This is a genomic window from Streptomyces sp. R33 (assembly GCF_041200175.1).
Lineage (GTDB): Bacteria > Actinomycetota > Actinomycetes > Streptomycetales > Streptomycetaceae > Streptomyces > Streptomyces katrae_B.
In genome coordinates this window covers 6942414-6957837 of the sequence record NZ_CP165727.1, presented here as the reverse complement: position 1 = coordinate 6957837, position 15424 = coordinate 6942414, and the positions used below count along the sequence as shown (strand labels likewise).

Annotated in this window: 13 protein-coding genes and 2 pseudogenes; 5 read left to right on the top strand and 10 right to left on the bottom strand. The window is 72.8% G+C overall.

Annotation, left to right across the window (positions count from 1 at the left end; translation table 11 throughout):
• Positions 1-31: 31 nt before the first annotated feature.
• The 3 genes from AB5J51_RS32040 to AB5J51_RS32030 all read right to left on the bottom strand — a co-directional run bounded on the left by AB5J51_RS32040 (position 32) and on the right by AB5J51_RS32030 (position 3397).
• Entirely contained in the window at positions 32-925 is an 894-nt protein-coding gene (locus AB5J51_RS32040; protein ID WP_369779205.1) for a glycosyltransferase, read from the bottom strand.
• Between the two features lie 329 nt (positions 926-1254).
• Entirely contained in the window at positions 1255-2889 is a 1635-nt protein-coding gene (locus AB5J51_RS32035; protein ID WP_369779204.1) for an amidohydrolase, read from the bottom strand.
• Positions 2890-2956: 67 nt separating this feature from the next.
• Positions 2957-3397 carry an Lrp/AsnC family transcriptional regulator gene (locus tag AB5J51_RS32030; RefSeq protein WP_030011705.1) on the bottom strand — a complete coding sequence of 147 codons (441 nt, stop codon included), beginning with the start codon at positions 3395-3397 and terminating at the stop codon, positions 2957-2959.
• A gap of 217 nt (positions 3398-3614) precedes the next feature.
• Here AB5J51_RS32030 and AB5J51_RS32025 point away from each other — a divergent pair, with 217 nt between their 5' ends.
• A complete protein-coding gene (locus AB5J51_RS32025; protein WP_369779203.1) occupies positions 3615-4058 on the top strand; it encodes a hypothetical protein in 444 nt (147 codons plus the stop codon).
• 71 nt (positions 4059-4129) lie between these two features.
• Here the strand turns inward: AB5J51_RS32025 and AB5J51_RS32020 are convergent, their stop codons facing one another.
• Together AB5J51_RS32020 and AB5J51_RS32015 are read right to left on the bottom strand one after the other, a co-directional pair.
• The gene (locus AB5J51_RS32020; RefSeq protein ID WP_369779202.1) at positions 4130-5230 is read right to left on the bottom strand and encodes a phosphotransferase family protein; all 1101 of its coding nucleotides are present in this window, start codon (positions 5228-5230) and stop codon (positions 4130-4132) included.
• A 42-nt stretch (positions 5231-5272) separates the two neighbouring features.
• Complete coding sequence (locus AB5J51_RS32015) at positions 5273-6406, bottom strand: hypothetical protein (protein WP_369779201.1); 1134 nt, start codon at positions 6404-6406, stop codon at positions 5273-5275.
• Positions 6407-6639: 233 nt separating this feature from the next.
• Between AB5J51_RS32015 and AB5J51_RS32010 the strand changes: the two genes are divergently transcribed.
• Both AB5J51_RS32010 and AB5J51_RS32005 read left to right on the top strand, forming a co-directional pair.
• Positions 6640-6876: a hypothetical protein gene (locus tag AB5J51_RS32010; protein WP_078987781.1), complete on the top strand. Its 237-nt coding sequence runs from the start codon at positions 6640-6642 to the stop codon at positions 6874-6876.
• A gap of 186 nt (positions 6877-7062) precedes the next feature.
• Positions 7063-7443: pseudogene (locus AB5J51_RS32005) on the top strand (phytanoyl-CoA dioxygenase family protein); the annotation flags it as partial.
• A gap of 243 nt (positions 7444-7686) precedes the next feature.
• On the opposite strand, the gene AB5J51_RS32000 reads toward AB5J51_RS32005, so the two are convergent.
• The 5 genes and pseudogenes from AB5J51_RS32000 to AB5J51_RS31980 all read right to left on the bottom strand — a co-directional run bounded on the left by AB5J51_RS32000 (position 7687) and on the right by AB5J51_RS31980 (position 12323).
• Entirely contained in the window at positions 7687-8859 is a 1173-nt protein-coding gene (locus AB5J51_RS32000; RefSeq protein WP_053789523.1) for an acyl-CoA dehydrogenase family protein, read from the bottom strand.
• 417 nt (positions 8860-9276) lie between these two features.
• Positions 9277-9807, bottom strand: a pseudogene (locus AB5J51_RS31995) (TetR/AcrR family transcriptional regulator); the annotation flags it as partial.
• Positions 9808-10085: 278 nt separating this feature from the next.
• Positions 10086-10238: an SCO1431 family membrane protein gene (locus tag AB5J51_RS31990; protein WP_107093647.1), complete on the bottom strand. Its 153-nt coding sequence runs from the start codon at positions 10236-10238 to the stop codon at positions 10086-10088.
• A 126-nt stretch (positions 10239-10364) separates the two neighbouring features.
• A complete protein-coding gene (locus tag AB5J51_RS31985; protein WP_053789525.1) occupies positions 10365-10793 on the bottom strand; it encodes an SPW repeat protein in 429 nt (142 codons plus the stop codon).
• Positions 10794-10889: 96 nt separating this feature from the next.
• Complete coding sequence (locus AB5J51_RS31980; protein WP_369779199.1) at positions 10890-12323, bottom strand: peptidase C39 family protein; 1434 nt, start codon at positions 12321-12323, stop codon at positions 10890-10892.
• A gap of 134 nt (positions 12324-12457) precedes the next feature.
• On the opposite strand from AB5J51_RS31980, the gene AB5J51_RS31975 reads away from it, so the two are divergent.
• Entirely contained in the window at positions 12458-13093 is a 636-nt protein-coding gene (locus AB5J51_RS31975) for a uridine kinase (protein WP_369779198.1), read from the top strand.
• A gap of 378 nt (positions 13094-13471) precedes the next feature.
• Positions 13472-15418 carry an AAA family ATPase gene (locus AB5J51_RS31970; RefSeq protein WP_369779197.1) on the top strand — a complete coding sequence of 649 codons (1947 nt, stop codon included), beginning with the start codon at positions 13472-13474 and terminating at the stop codon, positions 15416-15418.
• Positions 15419-15424 lie beyond the last annotated feature (6 nt).

Genomic DNA, 15424 nt, shown 5'->3' with positions numbered 1-15424 from the left:
CGGACATCCCCTAAGGGGCGCCGGGTACCCGTCAGGCGCGGTTCCCGCCCTTGTCCGAGCCCGTGTCCGAGCCGTTGTCCGTGCCCTTGTCCGAGCCGTTGTCCGTGCCCTTGTCCGAGCCGTTGTCCGTGCCCTTGTCCGAGCCCTTGTCCGTGCCCTTGGGCTTGTCCTGGCCGGTCAGCTTCGCCGCGTGGGCCTTGAGCCCCCACTGGGTGACCCGCCACAGGGCCTCCACGACGATGTCCCTGCTCATCTTGCTGTCGCCGAACTCACGCTCGACGAACGTGATGGGCACCTCGACGACCCGGAAGCCCTGGCGCACGGCCCGGCGGGCCAGGTCGACCTGGAAGCAGTAACCCGCAGAGGCCACCTCGTCGAGGCCCAGCCCCTCCAGGGTCTCGCGGCGGAAGGCGCGGTAGCCGCCCGTCACGTCGCGGATCGGGACGTCCAGCATCAGCCGCGAGTACGTCGAGCCGCCGCGGGAGAGGAACTCGCGGCTCTTGGGCCAGTTGACCACCCGGCCGCCCGGCACCCAGCGCGAGCCCAGCACGAGGTCGGCGCCGGCCAGCGCGGTGAGCAGCCGCGGCAGCTCCTCCGGCTGGTGGGAGCCGTCGGCGTCCATCTCGACGAGCACGCCGTAGTCGCGCTCCAGGCCCCAGGCGAAGCCCGCCAGGTAGGCGGCGCCGAGGCCCTCCTTGCCCCTGCGGTGCAGGACGTGCACGTGGTCGTCGCCGGCCGCCAGCTCGTCGGCGAGCTTGCCGGTGCCGTCGGGGCTGTTGTCGTCCGCGACCAGGATGTGCGCCTCGGGCACCGCCGCGCGCACGCGGGCGACGATCGGCCCGATGTTCTCCGCCTCGTTGAAGGTCGGAATGATCACCAAGGCCGTGCCGAGCGGTCCGTGGCCTCGCTGTCCGCCGTCGCTCACTGAGTCCGCCTTCGTGTTCTTGTACGTCCTGTCACAGAGGATGACTTTAGAACAGTGGTCGGGGCCCGCGGTCCTTCGGGCCGGTCAGGCTCCCGCTGGCTGCGGGTCTCCGTGACCGTTGTCTACTGGACCGCAGGGCCCCGACGCGGGGCCACCCTCCCCCGAGCTCCCTTCGGAGCAGGGGGGACCCCCATCCCGACGAAACCTTCCCTCGCCCCCGAGGCGCGGGCGCGCTGAGCAGACGGATCCGCCCGGTACGGACGTCCGGTGGTGGACCCGGCCGAACTTATCCGGGTCCGAGCGCCCGTACCGAACCGAGGCCGACCGGATCACCCCTGTGGCCGTACGAATACCTCCCGCCCGCCGACGACCGTGGCGAGGCACACCGGCAGTTCCCTGCCGGGGGTCAGGTCGGGCAGTCCGGGGGTCCCGGAACGGGGGTCCGTGGACCAGCGGGCGACCCGGTCGTCGGGGGCCTGGACCACCAGTTCGGCGGTCTCCCAGAGCGCGTAGTCGGCGGGGGCGCCGGGCACCAGCACGCCCGCGCCGTCGCGGCCCAGGGCCCGCCAGCCGCCCCGGGTGTGGGCCGTGAAGGCGGCCCGGACGGAGATCCGGTGCTCGGGGGTGCGGTGGAAGGCGGCCGCCCTGACGGTGCCCCAGGGGTCGAACGGGGTGACCGGGGCGTCGGAGCCGAAGGCGAGGGGCACACCGGCCTTGAGCAGTGCGGCGAAGGGGTTGAGGGTACGGGCGCGCTCCGCGCCGAGCCGGTCGGCGTACATGCCGTCCTCGCCGCCCCAGGCGGCGTCGAAGGCGGGCTGCACGGAGGCGGTGAGGCCGAGGTCCGCGAAGGCGGCGATGGTGGCGGGGGTCATCATCTCGGCGTGCTCGACGCGGTGCCGGGCGGCGCGGATGCGGGCCAGGCCGACCTTTTCCGCGGCGGCGCGCACGCCCTCGACGACGGCGGTGAGGGCTGCGTCGCCGATGGCGTGGAAACCGGCCTGCAGGCCCGCCTCGGTGCAGGCGGCTACGTGCTCGGCCACCTCGGCGGCGTCGAGGTAGCCGGTGCCGGTGTGGCCCGCGTCGGTGTACGGGGCGTGCAGGCACGCGGTGTGGGAGCCGAGGGCTCCGTCCACGAAGAGGTCGCCGGCGGCGCCGATGGCGCCGAGCGCCTTGGCCTGTTCGAGGTCCCGGTCCGCCCAGTACCCGAAGACGCGCGGTCCGGGCCTTTCCCGGGCGAGGTTGAGGAGGTCCGCGAAGTCCTCGGCGGAGGAGATGTCGGGCCCGCCGCACTCGTGGACGGAGCCGATGCCGAGGGAGGCGGCCCGGTCGAGGGCGGCCCGCTGGGCCTCGGCGCGCTGGGCGGGGGTGACGGCGGCGAGCGCGGCCCTGCGGACGGCGTGGTGGTCGTCGCGGGTCAGCGGCTCGTCGCCGCGGACGGAGACGGCCGGGACGAGGTCCAGCAGGGCGGTGGTGGCCACGGCGGAGTGCACGTCGATGCGGCTGAGGTAGAGCGGCCGGCCGCCGGCGGCCTCGTCGAGCTCCTCGCGGCGGGGCGCGCGGCGCTCGGGCCACCGGGAGGCGTCCCATCCGTGGCCGAGGAGCACCCGGTCGGCGGGGCGGCGCTCGGCGTACGCGCGGACGAGGCCGAGGGCGTCGGAGAGGGAGGCGGCGCCGGTGAGGTCCAGGCCGGTGAGGGCGAGGCCGGCGGAGGTGGTGTGGACGTGCGCGTCGGTGAAGGCGGGGGTGACGAGCGCCCCGCCGAGGTCGACGACCTCGTCGACGCCCTGTGCGAAGGCGTCGGCGGCGCCTTCGGAGCCGACCCAGGCGATGTGTCCCCGCTCGACGACCATCGCGGTGGCGAAGGGGTCGGCGGGGCTGTGTACCTCGCCCCCGCGGAGGAGGACGGTCCGTTCGGATGCGGGGGCGCCGGCGGCGTCGACGGAGCTGGCGGTGCGGTCAGTCATGCCCTCAGTTTCGCGGGTCCGGTGCCCCGCCTCGACCGCGCCCCCGCGGGGCGCGGCGGAAAAGGCGTCACACGCGGGGCGGGCGGGCCTCGTACGGGGTGGAGAGGACCACCGTCGTGCGGGTCGAGACGTGGGCGAGGGCGCGCAGGCGGCCCAGGAGGTCCTCCAGCTCCAGCGGGGTCGCGACGCGGACCTTCAGGATGTAGTTCTCGTCGCCGGCGACGCTGTGGCAGGCCTCGATCTCCGGTACGCCGGCCAGCCGGTCCGCGATGTCGTCCGGCGCGCTCGGGTCGAAGGGCTTCACCGAGATGAAGGCCGTCAGGGGCAGGCCGACGGCTTCGGGATCGACGACGGCCGCGTACCCGCGGATCACCCCGCGCTGTTCCAGACGGCGTACTCGCTGGTGGACGGCCGATGTGGACAGTCCGGTGGCCTTGCCCAGGTCCGTGTAGCTCATCCGCCCGTCCCGCACGAGCAGATCCACGATCTGGCGGTCCAGCTCCTCCATTGCGCTCATAGCCGCTCAACCTAAGGCCCAAGGGCGCTTCAGGCACAGTGCTGTCCACGTACAAGTGGCACCTGCGGCGGGCATGTGACCAAGGCCACAAGGGTATGCAGGCGTACGCCGGGATGTTGTGGTTACTCGTGCCGCGCGGCGGGAAGTGCTTCGTGTGGCCGAGGCCGCAGAACCTGCCCGCCCGGCCCACCCAAGGGGGAGTACAACCATGCTGAACACCAAGCGTGCCGGTCGCACCGCACCGGAGCCCGCGGAATTCGACGAAACCGGGTACCCGGACGACGGGGAGTACCTCGAAGACGTCGACGGTTTCGAGATCCACCACGCGATCTGCCCCGACTGCGGCCAGTCGATCGCCCTCGTCGCGGACGAGGAGTACCTGCCGGAGCACGCGCTCTGCCTGACCCCGTGGAACCCGTTCGGGCTCACGGTGTGCGCGGGCACGGGCCGCCCGGCGTCCGAGGCGCTGCCGACCGTGGGCAGGGGCCTCGAGGAGCCCCAGGAGCTCGAGGTGGTCCTGCTGGACCTGCCGCAGGGTCTGGACTGGCGGACGCAGCCCTTCTCGCACGTCGGCGGTCCCGGTTCGCGTCCCGTGCGGATGCCGGCGCCGACGCTGCTGCCGCAGATGCGGCAGCACGCGCAGGCGGCCTGAGGACTTTCCCGGCCGGATCCGCCGCGGATCGGGATCCGCCGGATGGTCCGGATCTGCCGGATCTGCCGGATCTACCAGTACGTGCCCTGCACCATCGCCGCGAGGCTGGCGTGGTGCAGGATCAGGCCGTCCGGGTCCGCGGGGACCTCGACCTCCCCGAAGTACGCCTGCCGGTAGGCGATCCGCAGCATCACGATCCCGTGCCGCAGGGCGGCATACAGGGTGTGGAACTCCATGTCCCGCGGGCTGTGGCCGGTGAGTTCGGCGTACCGGCGCTCCAGGTCGGCGCGGCGCAGGAAGTCCGGCAGGCCGCTCTGGCCGAAGCCGACGGTCAGGTCCTGGAAGAAGCGGTGCAGGTAGACGGTCCAGCCGAGGTCGACCTCGCGGGGGGCGTACGCGGCCATCTCCCAGTCCAGTACGGCCACCGGCCGGAAGCCGTCGGCTTCGTAGACGACGTTGCCGATGCGGGCGTCGCCCCAGTTGAGGACGGCGGGGCCCTCGTCGGCGGGCCACAGCTCCTCCAGCCGGTCGAAGGCCCGCTCCAGCAGCGGTGACGGCGCGAGTCCGTCGACCACCCAGGCGTAGTAGGCGCGTTGGGCGTCGACGTGCCGGCGCAGCGGGCTGCCCGTGCCCTCGGGGAGGAGGAACTCGGCCTCCTTGGCGGGGAACTGGTCGTGCAGCCGGGCCAGCAGCGAGATGCTGGCCTCCTGGAGTACGGCGCGTTCGGAGTCGCTCGCGGCGTGCAGCCAGTTTCCCTCGTACGTGTAGGGCATGACGTCGGGCGGGACCCGGCCTTCGGCGCGGGCCATGACGAAGAACGGCGCCCCGAGCGGGCCGGGGTCCTGTTCCAGCCACAGCACGCGCGGGACGGGCAGGTCGGTGTGGTCGGCGACCAGGCTCATCACGCGGTGCTGGCGGGGCATGTCGTACGTGGGGAACACGCTGTAGGCGGCCGGGTCGGCGGCGAGGCGCAGGGCGCAGGCGCGGACCGGGGTGTCGGGGTGCTCGATGTCGAAGAGCAGGGTCTCGCTGGACATGCCGTTGGATCCGGGGACGGAGACGCCTGTGATCTTCGCGCCGGGGAGCTCGGCGTCGAGCCATGCGGCGAGGCGCCGGCGGAGTTCCTCGGGTTCGCGGGTGGAGGTGCGCGGGCGTGGTGCCGGTGCTGCCATGACTTCCCCTTCCTTCTGCTGGCTTCTCGTACGGGGGCGTTGCTACGGGGCCACCGAGCCGTAGTCGGTGAAGCCGCTCGGGTCGTGGCGGCCGAAGCTGCCGTGCTCGAAAATGCCGAAGCCGGTGCGGCCGTCGAGGGTGAAGCGGGCGGAGTGGTCGGTGACGCCGAAGGCGGCCATGGGGTGGGCGGCGGGGTCGGAGAGGTCGTAGACGCGGCGGTCGGCCCAGCCGCGGCCCTGCCAGGTGCCGTGCTGCCAGTCGGCGGCGGGCGGGTAGCCGGCGCCGACGGCGAGCGGGGAGGAGCCCAGGATCTCGACGCCGAGTTCGAGGGGTTTGCGGGCCGGGTCGGCGAGGTGGACGACGGCGCTCTCGGGGTGGCGGGTGCCGGGGCGGTAGCGGATCTCGGTCTGGGGCCAGCCGAGCTGTACGTCGCGGCGGCCGCTGTCCTCGGGGAAGACCTGGACGGCCTCGTTCAGGCTGCGGTGCCCGTCGGCGTCCTCCTGGGCGATGACCATGACGAAGCGGTCCTCGAAGCGGACCGGGATCCAGAGCCAGTGGAAGCCCTCCGGCCGGTACTCCTCGGCGGCCCGGCCGCCGTCCTCGCCGGGTATGGGGCGCACGCCCCAGCTGCGGTCGCGGGTGCCGGTCCACTCGGCGGCGTTGAGGGTGTACTGCTCGCCCTTGGCGCGGATGGTGCCGGTGACGCCGCCCGCCTGGACGAAGCGGCGGCCTTCGAGCATGAGGCGGTCGCCGCGCCGCTGGACGTGGTGGGGTTCCCAGACGGCGGGGAATTCGGCGGTCCAGGTGATGTCGTACGAGAGCCCTGCGGGGTCGGCGGGGTCGGCGTCGCACTGGAGGGTGATCCGCTTCAGGGGTTCGTCGACGACGATCCGCAGGGGGCCGACGGAGAGGTTCATGCGGTCGTCGGTGAGGGCGTCGGAGGCGCGGACCGCGAGGAGTTCGTCTCCGGTGCGCAGGGTGGCGTAGGCGTCGATGACCCCGGCGTTGGGGTACACGCCGAGGCCGAGGATGAGGACGGCCCGGCCGGCATGGTCGAAGACGTGGAAGATGCAGCGGTCGTAGGCGTTCCGGTCGCCGCTGACGAGGTGCTTCATCGACAACGGGGCCTGGTGGACGGGGTATTCGTCGAGGGGTACGGGTCGGTCCGCGGGCATGGCAAACCTCCTGGGCGGGGCGGTGGCGCGGGGGGTGCGGGGCCGCGGGGCGCGGCGTCGGCTCGAGCGGATATGACGGTACGTCAGAAACTGTGCCTTGGGCCAGACTTCTGTCATTGCCTGACAGCCCGGCACGTCTGGTCACGTGCGGGGAGGCGCGGCGGGGACACCTCGAACGGATACCCGGAGGGCGGGGGCGGTTACCCGTGCGTCGGGTGGCGCGTTGGCGCTGTATGACCACGCTCGAAACCCCTGGGGCAAGAACGGGACGGCGGCGGCGGCCGACGCCGCCCGGCTACGAAGAATCGGTTCCGCAGCGGCAGCCCGATCCGCCGATCTACCGTGCGCTGCTGGCCCGTTGGGCCGACGACGGCCGCACCCTGCCGGGCCGGCGCGATCCGGAGTGGTCCCGGGTCGTCTCCTCCCCGATCTGGCCGACCGGCCGGCTCTTCGGCGGCGGTGGTACGTAGGGGTGTCGGGGTGACCCGGCGCACCTCTCGTGCGCTCACCGTGCGCCTCGCCGGGCCGCGGGCCGCGCGGCACGCTGGGGGCCATGAGCGACCCGACGCAGCTCCTGGCCGCATACCGCCGCGACGGCTTCGTCGTCGTACCCCCGATGACTCCGCACGAGATATGGGCGCCCCTGGCCGGGGGAACTGCCTTCGGTCCTCGCGGAGGCGGGGCCGCAGCGGTTCTTCGAGGAGGACGGCACGACCGTGCGCGCCGTGTACGGACTCCACCGCAAGGGCGGCCCCTGGCGGGCCCTGGCCGAGGCGTCACCGCTGACGGCCCTCGCCCGGCTGCTCATCGGCGAGGACATGTACGTGTACCAGTGGAAGGTCAACCCGAAGGCGGCCCGGCTCGGCGACCGCTGGCAATGGCACCGGGACTTCGACTTCTGGCAGGCCGCCGACGGGATGCGGCGCCCGGCGGCCCTCACCGCCGCGGTCTTCCTGGACGAGGTCACCGAGGAGAACGGCCCGCTGCGCCTGATCCCGGGCACGCACACCGACCGCCCGGCCGCGCACCCGCACCCTCGCCCTGATCAGCTACAACGCGGTGTCCAACGCACCGCCCGCCCGCCATCTCGGTGCGCGCCCGGACTTCTTCGTCAACCACGACGCGAAGCCCCTGTCGGTCGGGGAGGACTAGGGGGTGCCGTCAACGTCCCTCCCCCAGCTACTGCCGGGAGGTGCCCCCGGGCCGGGCCGCGCCGGACGGCTCGTCCGGTTCGGCGTCGGCCGAGGGGGCCGGGCGTACCTCGAGGACCGGGTCGGTCCTCAGCGCGACTCGGGACCTGCCAGGTGGCGGGCGATGACCATGCGCTGGATCTGGTTCGTGCCCTCGACGATCTGGAGGACCTTCGCTTCGCGCATCAGCCGCTCCACCGGGAAGTCCGCGGTGTAGCCGTAGCCGCCGAGGACCTGGACCGCGTCCGTGGTGACGGCCATGGCGGCGTCCGTGCAGAACAGCTTGGCCATCGCCGCCTGGCGGGAGAACGGCTTGCCCGCGTCGCGCAGTCGCGCCGCCGCCAGGTACAGCGCCCGGCCGGCCTCGATCTTGGTCGCCATGTCGGCGAGCATGAAGCGCAGGCCCTGGAAGTCCGCGATGGGGTGCCCGAACTGCTTGCGGTCCAGGGCGTACGTGAGGGCCTCGTCCAGGGCGGCCTGCGCGACGCCGATGGCGCAGGCGGCGATGCCCAGGCGGCCCGCGTCCAGGGCGGCGAGCGCGATGGTGAAGCCCTGGCCCTCTTCGCCGATGCGGCGGGTGTCCGGGACGCGGACCCCGTCGAAGTGCAGCTGGGCGGTGGGCGAGCCCTTCATGCCCATCTTCTTCTCGGGGACGGCGGCCGTCAGACCCTCCGCGTCGCCCGGCACCAGGAAGGCGGTGATGCCCTTGGGGCCCTCGCCGCCGGTGCGCGCGAGGACGGTGTAGAAGTCGGCGACCCCGCCGTGGGTGATCCAGGCCTTGGTGCCGGTGATGATCCAGTCGTCGCCATCACGGACGGCCTTGGTGGTCAGCGAGGCGGCGTCGGAGCCCGAGGCGGGCTCGGAGAGGCAGTACGCGCCGAGGAGGCCGCCGCCGAGCATGGCCGGCAGGTGGGCCTTCTGCTGCTCCTCGGAGCCGTATCCGGCCAGGCCGTGGCAGGACAGGGAGTGCACGCTGACGCCGAGCCCGACGGTCAGGCGGGCCGCCGCGAGCTCCTCCAGGACCTGGAGGTAGACCTCGTACGGCTGCTCGCCGCCGCCGTACTCGCCCGCGTACGGGAGACCGAGCAGGCCGGCATCGGACAGCAGAGTGAAGATCGCACGCGGGAACTTCCCGGCGTCCTCCTCCTCGGCGGCCACGGGGCGGATCTCCCGCTGGGCGATCTCTCGTACGAGCGCGAGGAGGTCCCGGGACTCCTCGGTGGGCAGCTGTCGGTCCACCGGCTGCGGGGCGCGGTCAGTCATGGCGGCGCTCTCCTCCCTCGTCGGGCACGGCGGCGACGCGTGAGGTGTGGGACGCGCCGCCGGGTCTCGGTGCTCTCACAGCCGATACTGCCCTCCCGGATCACGGAAGGGGCAGTTCAGTGGCTGCGGCGGCTTGAGTATGCCCGATCAGGAGCGTCCCGTCACCGGGGCAAGATCACCGGCTTTCTCGAACGCCCCTTCGGTAAGGGGTGGCGGCGGACACTCCGGGACGAATTCCCCGATCACCGTCAGCGTCGCGCGCAGCTGGCGCACGAGCAGGGCGCCGAGCCGGGCCCGGTCGGGCTGCGGTGACACGCCCTCGGCGCAGGCCTCCACCGCTGGGTCCGCCTCGGCATTCGCATCCGCATCTTCGCCGGCCTCGGCCTCGGCCTCGACGACAGCGTTGTCAGAGGCTTCCGCAGGGGCGGCCCGTGCGCCGATCCACTCCAGGGTGGTCCCCTCGACCGCGGACAGCCAGCCCACGAGTGCGAGCCGGGCGATCGGCGGGACGGTGCGGCGCCCGTACGCACCCTCGGCGATGGTGGCCACCAGTTCCTCGCGGACCGCATCGCGGATCGCCAGCACCTCGGCGTCGGAGCCGACTCCCCCGGTGACGATGGTCCGGTAGGCGGCCTGGTGGTGCTCGGCGTAGTCCAGGTAGCCGTCGACGGTGCGGCGCACCCTCTCGACGTTGGGCAGGTCCGGTTCCCCGGCGGCGCAGGCGACGAGCTCGGCGACCGAGTCCTCGACGATGGCGAGGTAGTAGCCGCGCTTGCTCTTGAAGTAGTAGTAGATCAATCCCTTGGCGACGCCCGCCTGTTTGGCGATGTCGTCCATGGAGAGCGCGTCGTACGACGTATCGGCGAACAACTTGCGGCCGATTGCTATGAGTTCGGCCCTGCGGACCTGCGAACGCCCGGTCGCACCACGCTGTTGACTAATATTCAAATTCGGCCCTAGCCTCGAACTGCCACAGGATGCCCGCAGTATGGCAGAGCTGTCTCATGGCACTTCCCCTGCGCACCGGACGGCTTACGGGAGGCACTTCGATGGCCGCGGTCGTGGCGCGGGGCGCGCCCGCCGCGTCGTTCGCCGTTTCGGGGAGGCTGCGCGCCTGACGCCGGACCCGGCCGTTCCGGGGCGGGCCGCCGGTGCTCCCGGGCGGGGCCGAGCCGGCGCTGGTCCCGCTCTCCCCGCTGACCGTGCCGGTGAGTCCGGGGCTCGGGTCAGAGCCAGCCGACCTGGGTGACGAACATGGCGACGACGACCACCAGCGTCCAGCCGAGCACGTGCTCCAGCCACTTGGAGTGGTCTTTGGGGCCGCCGGTGCGGACGAGGTTCCGGGCGCGGGAGGCGAGGGCGGTGCTGTATGCGGTCATGTCGTCCAATGTGACAGCGTTTGCGGCTTTCGCGGTAGAGACGCTCGTCACTCGTGGCACGTATCACGTCCCGGCACGCCACCGGGCCCCGGCCGGCTCGCGGTCGGGGCCCGGCGCCTACGGATGTCAGCCGGAGACGGCCCGGTTGCGGCCCGCCATGCCCGCCATGGCAAGGGCGAGGCACAGGGCGACGCCGCCGGCGATCACGTTGCTGACCACGGTGCGGGTCGTGCTGACATCGCCGGCGATGACCCACGGAGCCACGATCGTCCAGGCTCCGATGGCGACCGCCGTCCAGGCCATCGCGTGGGTGCGTTCATAAGCGGAGCCGAGTCCGCTCATGCACAGGCAGTACGCCAGGCCGGCGATCAGGTTGTTGATCGCCAGCGAGCTGAGGCCGCTGAACCCGGCGATCCAGGGCGAGGCCGCCAGGTACAGGCCCGTGATCAGGGCCAGTGCCTCCACGGCCTGCGCGGCGGGGGTGCTGGTGACCCGCTCGAACCGCGAGCGCATCTCGGCGAGGTCGGGGTGGTGTTCGATGCTGTGGGTGGTCATGGCGGGCCGCCTCCTATAGAAGCCTTTATGTGCCCTTTATGACTTTATGTTCCGCTTAGCTGCGCCCCGGGTCAACGGGAAGTTCCGACACTCGGATCACAGCACTCCCACCGCCCGCAGGGCCGCGATCTGGGCCAGGCTCGGGCGGGCCGGGGCGTACAGGTAGCAGATGCCTCCGGAGCCGGAGGCGATCTTTCCGGCTGAATCGTGACGCTTCGTCCGCAACCACACGTTTTCCCACTCTCGCCGCCTGTACACGCGGCGGACGGCCGTGTTGTCGCGCGAGTTCGGGTCGTTGGCGACCACGTCCCCGGTCGCGGTGAAGCCGATGACGGTCATCAGGTGGCCGGCGGTGCCGTAGCCCGCGCCCGTGAGCTCCTCGCTGCGGAAGGACTGCGAGGTGATCGCAGGGATGCCCGACCGGACCAGGACCTCCAGGTCGGCGAGGGAACGCAGCCGGGTGACGACCCCGGCGAGTCCGCTGTAGGTGGCCGCGTACGCGGCGTTGAAGGGCCAGTTGCCGCAGCCCCTGTAGGCGCTGTCGTAGGTGGAGCGGGCCGCGTGGCAGACCTGCGGGTCGGCGTAGCGGGGATCGACCCAGGCCAGGTCCTCGGCCGCGGGCTTGCGGCCCCAGTACTCGATGATCATCTGGGAGGAGGTGGGGCTGCACCAGGCCTCGCCGCCGTTGTCGTACTGGGGGTACCGGCCGGTGTGGATCTCCTGTGAGTAGCGCGGGACCTTCAGCTCGTGGGCCGTGCCCGAGGGGGCGGAGGCGGGGACGGTGTAGCGGTCCGGGACGTCGGAGACCATGGCCCCGGCCAGCCACACCGTCGGGCCCTGGGCGGCTCCCGGCTTGCGGTGGAGGGTCAGGCGCAGCTGCCAGTGCGTGATCCGTACGCCGTTCGCCCGCGCGGGGGCGTCGACGGCCAGGGTGTCGGTCCACACGGTGGAGGTGCCGTCGGTCTGGCCGTCCACGGAGGTGCGCCGGATGTCGCCGTCGCCGGAGGCCCAGCGGCCCAGTACGTACCAGGGGGTGGTGGCGCCGCTGCCGTAGGTGGCGCGCAGTTCGACCTGGATCCAGGTGCCGGGCGGGGTGTGCGCGTTCCAGGAGGCGATGGTCTCGGTGCCGGGGACGGCGGAGCGGTGGACCGGGGAGGTCCAGGCGGCGTACTCCCAGGTGCCCTTCCTCCCGGTGTGCGGGTCGGTGTACTCGGTGCGGCCGGCCGGGGCCTCGATCACCAGACCGGGGCGGTCGCCGGCGAGGGCGGCGGTGCCCCAGTGGGTGCCGGCCCGCCAGTGGGCGTACGAGTACCAGAACCGGTTGTCGACCGTCGCGCCGGCGGCGGCTTCGGCGGCCACCGCTTCGGCCGGCGCGCCGTGCGCGGCTCCCGATTCGGCCTGCGCGCCGCCTGCCTGCGCGCCGCCTGCCTGCGCTCCGGTCGCCGAAGCCCTGCCGCCGGGGACGGTGGCCGCGGTGGCCGCTGCGAGGGCGAGGGCCAGCAGGGCCCTGCGGGGTGTGGGTGCGGTCATCGGTGTGGCCCCCAGGGGTCGGTGCGGTGGATCGGCTCCTCCACCCTTCCAGTTCCCGCCCACCCGGCGGCGAAGCCGTGGCCCGTGTCGGGGGTGACGCGGGGCGGGGGGGCCGGGGGCCATACGCTGGCCGGGTGGAGCCTCAGCAGTCACTTCAGTCACTCGCGCGCGAACTTGCCGCCCTGCCGCCTTCCCTCGGCCCGGTCCGGCTGATCGGGATCGACGGGCACGCCGGGTCCGGGAAGAGCACGTTCGCCGGGCTGCTCGCGCAGGCGCTGGGCGGGGCTCCGGTGCTGCACCTGGACGACGTGGCCACCCACGAGGAACTCTTCGAGTGGCCGGAGCGGCTGCGCGCGCAGGTGCTGGAGCCGCTGGCCGCCGGGCGGGCCGCGCACTGGGCCCCATATGACTGGGTGGGGCGCCGGTTCGGTCCGGAGCGGGTGCTGGAGCCGGTGCCGGTGCTGCTGATCGAGGGGGTGGGCGCCGGCCGGCGGGCGCTGCGCCCGCATCTGGCGCGGCTGCTGTGGATGGAGACACCGCGCGCGCAGTCCTGGGGGCGCGGACGAAATCGGGACGGGCGTGAACTTTCCGACTTCTGGGACGGATGGGAGCGCGCGGAGCTCGCGCACTTCTCGGATGATCCTTCGCGCCCCTTCGCCGACACTTTGGTACGCCAGAGCGGTACGGGATACGAGTGGTCTTCCGGGACGGATGCGACCGCCGGAAGGGCCACTTCCGTCACCGAAGGTGACGGACTCCCCCGGGCCTGAGCCGCTCCGGAAAACCGTCGGCGCGGGCCTGCACCGACCTGCTTGACCTGGCCCCCGGACCGGCCTTACGTTCTGAATGCGCGGTCTTTCCAGGCCGCAGCGGACGCGAAGCCCCCGATTGTTCCCCCGTGATCGGGGGCTTCGTTCTGCCCCCGCCCGGCTCGGAGCCGGCGCGGCAGGGGCCCGACCTCCCCGAAATCTTCACCCTGAGTCACTTTGTGCGCCCCCGGAACCCGGCCGACCGGTGCCCGCAGCACCCTACGTATGGTGCGTAGCCGCAGGTACGATGCATCCCTGATTTCATCGGCGCAGTGGACAACTCGCGGGCGCGACGCGGGGGTTGCTGTGCACCACGGGGGCAGGCTTGTGGGGGATGTGATGGATTTCGGCACGCCGGGCACGCACGCCCCGGCCGAACTCGCCTGGCTGCGCGGAGTGGACGCCTGCACGATGGGCGCCTATCCGCAGGCCGAGGAGGAGTTCCGGGCGGCCGTACGGCTGGATCCCTCGATGGCCGACGCATGGCTGGGCCTGCACGCGCTCCGGGTGGACACCACGAACGCCTTATTGCGCATGTACGCCCACCGCGACCGCTTCGGCGAGCAGCGGGCCCGCCACCGGCGGACGCTGAACTCCTGGTACTGGCTCGGCTGGTGGGTGCAGCCCGTCCTGGAGAGCCGGCGCGACCTCCTGCTGGCCCACGCCTCGCACTGGCTGGACGGCCGGCACGTCCCCGAGCTGGACCAGGCGCTGGCCGCACTGCCGCCGGTGGACACCGATGCGCAGGTGCGGTTCCTGCACGCCTGCCGGGCCTACCTGGTCAAGGACTGGGAACAGCTGGTGCGGCACACCGAGCCGCTGGTGGACGATCCGCTGCTGGGGATCGAGGCGGGCCTGTTCGGCGGGATGGCCCGGGTCCGCCTCGAGATGTACGGGCAGGCCGAGCCGATGCTGTCGGCGGCGCTGATGCGGTGCCGCAGCGAGCAGCCGCAGCGCAAGGAGCTGCGGTACTGGCTGGCACGGGCGCACGAGGGGACCGGGCGCAGCGCGGCGGCGCTGCCGCTGTACCGGGCGGTGCACCGGGTGGACCCGGCGTTCATGGACACGGCGGCCCGGCTGACGGCGATCGAGGACAGCGACTACGTCGACGGGGCCGACGGATACGCCGGATACGCCGCGTCCGGCTACGAGGGCTACGCCGGGCACGATCTCTCGCCGGTCGGCGGGGATTTCGCGGCGGTGGCCCTCGGCGGCGGCCCCGTCCAGGACATCGCGGCGGACGGGCAGGTGGAGCAGGACCCGCTGATCGCGCCGGAGGCTGATCCGCGGTTCGGGGCTCCGGGTACGGGCACGGGCCGGGCGGAGGGCGTGCGCCGCAAGGTGGCGGTTCCGCCGCAGAGCGCGCCCGGAGGCCTGCCGGCGGGCCCGTCCGATCCGGCGCTGCTCGCCGAGGCGCTGGCGGAGCTGGAGCGGATGGTGGGCCTGGAGCCGGTGAAGCGGCAGGTGAAGGCGCTCTCGGCGCAGCTGCACATGGCCCGGCTGCGGGCCGGGCAGGGCCTGCCGGTGCAGCCCCCGAAGCGGCACTTCGTGTTCTCCGGGCCGTCGGGCACGGGCAAGACGACCGTGGCGCGGATCCTGGGCCGGGTCTTCTACGCGCTCGGGCTGCTGGGCGGAGACCATCTGGTGGAGGCCCAACGGGCCGATCTGGTGGGAGAGTTCCTCGGGCAGACCGCTGTGAAGGCCAATGAGCTGATCGATTCCGCGATCGGCGGGGTGCTGTTCGTGGACGAGGCGTACAGCCTCTCCAACACCGGCTACACCAAGGGCGACGCGTACGGCGACGAGGCCCTGCAGGTGCTGCTGAAGCGGGCCGAGGACAACCGGGACCACCTGGTGGTGATCCTGGCCGGCTACCCCGCGGGGATGGACCGGCTGCTGGCAGCCAATCCGGGGCTGTCCTCGCGGTTCACCACCCGGGTCGACTTCCCCAGCTACCGCCCGCTGGAACTGACCGCGATCGGCGGGGTGCTGGCGGACGCGAACGGGGACTGCTGGGACGAGGAGGCCCTGGACGAGCTGCGCAGCATCAGCGGGCACGTGGTGGAGCAGGGCTGGATCGACGAGCTGGGCAACGGCCGCTTCCTGCGCACCCTGTACGAGAAGAGCTGCGCGTACCGGGATCTGCGGCTGGCGGGGTTCCCCGGCGAGCCCTCCCGTGACGACCTGTCGACGCTGCGGCTGCCCGACCTGATGCAGGCGTACGGGGAGGTCCTGTCGGGCCGGGGCCCGCAGGACCGCGACCGCCCGGAGCCGCCGCCGCTGTAGCGGAGT

Excerpts from the sequence above, each read along its gene's own strand:
- AB5J51_RS31990 (WP_107093647.1), bottom strand. The coding sequence starts at position 10,238 with ATGACCGCATACAGCACCGCCCTCGCCTCCCGCGCCCGGAACCTCGTC.
- AB5J51_RS32035 (WP_369779204.1), bottom strand. The coding sequence starts at position 2,889 with ATGACTGACCGCACCGCCAGCTCCGTCGACGCCGCCGGCGCCCCCGCA.
- AB5J51_RS32030 (WP_030011705.1), bottom strand. The coding sequence starts at position 3,397 with ATGGAGGAGCTGGACCGCCAGATCGTGGATCTGCTCGTGCGGGACGGG.
- AB5J51_RS32010 (WP_078987781.1), top strand. The coding sequence starts at position 6,640 with ATGACCACGCTCGAAACCCCTGGGGCAAGAACGGGACGGCGGCGGCGG.
- AB5J51_RS32015 (WP_369779201.1), bottom strand. The coding sequence starts at position 6,406 with ATGCCCGCGGACCGACCCGTACCCCTCGACGAATACCCCGTCCACCAG.
- AB5J51_RS31970 (WP_369779197.1), top strand. The coding sequence starts at position 13,472 with ATGGATTTCGGCACGCCGGGCACGCACGCCCCGGCCGAACTCGCCTGG.
- AB5J51_RS31980 (WP_369779199.1), bottom strand. The coding sequence starts at position 12,323 with ATGACCGCACCCACACCCCGCAGGGCCCTGCTGGCCCTCGCCCTCGCA.
- AB5J51_RS32025 (WP_369779203.1), top strand. The coding sequence starts at position 3,615 with ATGCTGAACACCAAGCGTGCCGGTCGCACCGCACCGGAGCCCGCGGAA.
- AB5J51_RS32020 (WP_369779202.1), bottom strand. The coding sequence starts at position 5,230 with ATGGCAGCACCGGCACCACGCCCGCGCACCTCCACCCGCGAACCCGAG.
- AB5J51_RS31985 (WP_053789525.1), bottom strand. The coding sequence starts at position 10,793 with ATGACCACCCACAGCATCGAACACCACCCCGACCTCGCCGAGATGCGC.
- AB5J51_RS32000 (WP_053789523.1), bottom strand. The coding sequence starts at position 8,859 with ATGACTGACCGCGCCCCGCAGCCGGTGGACCGACAGCTGCCCACCGAG.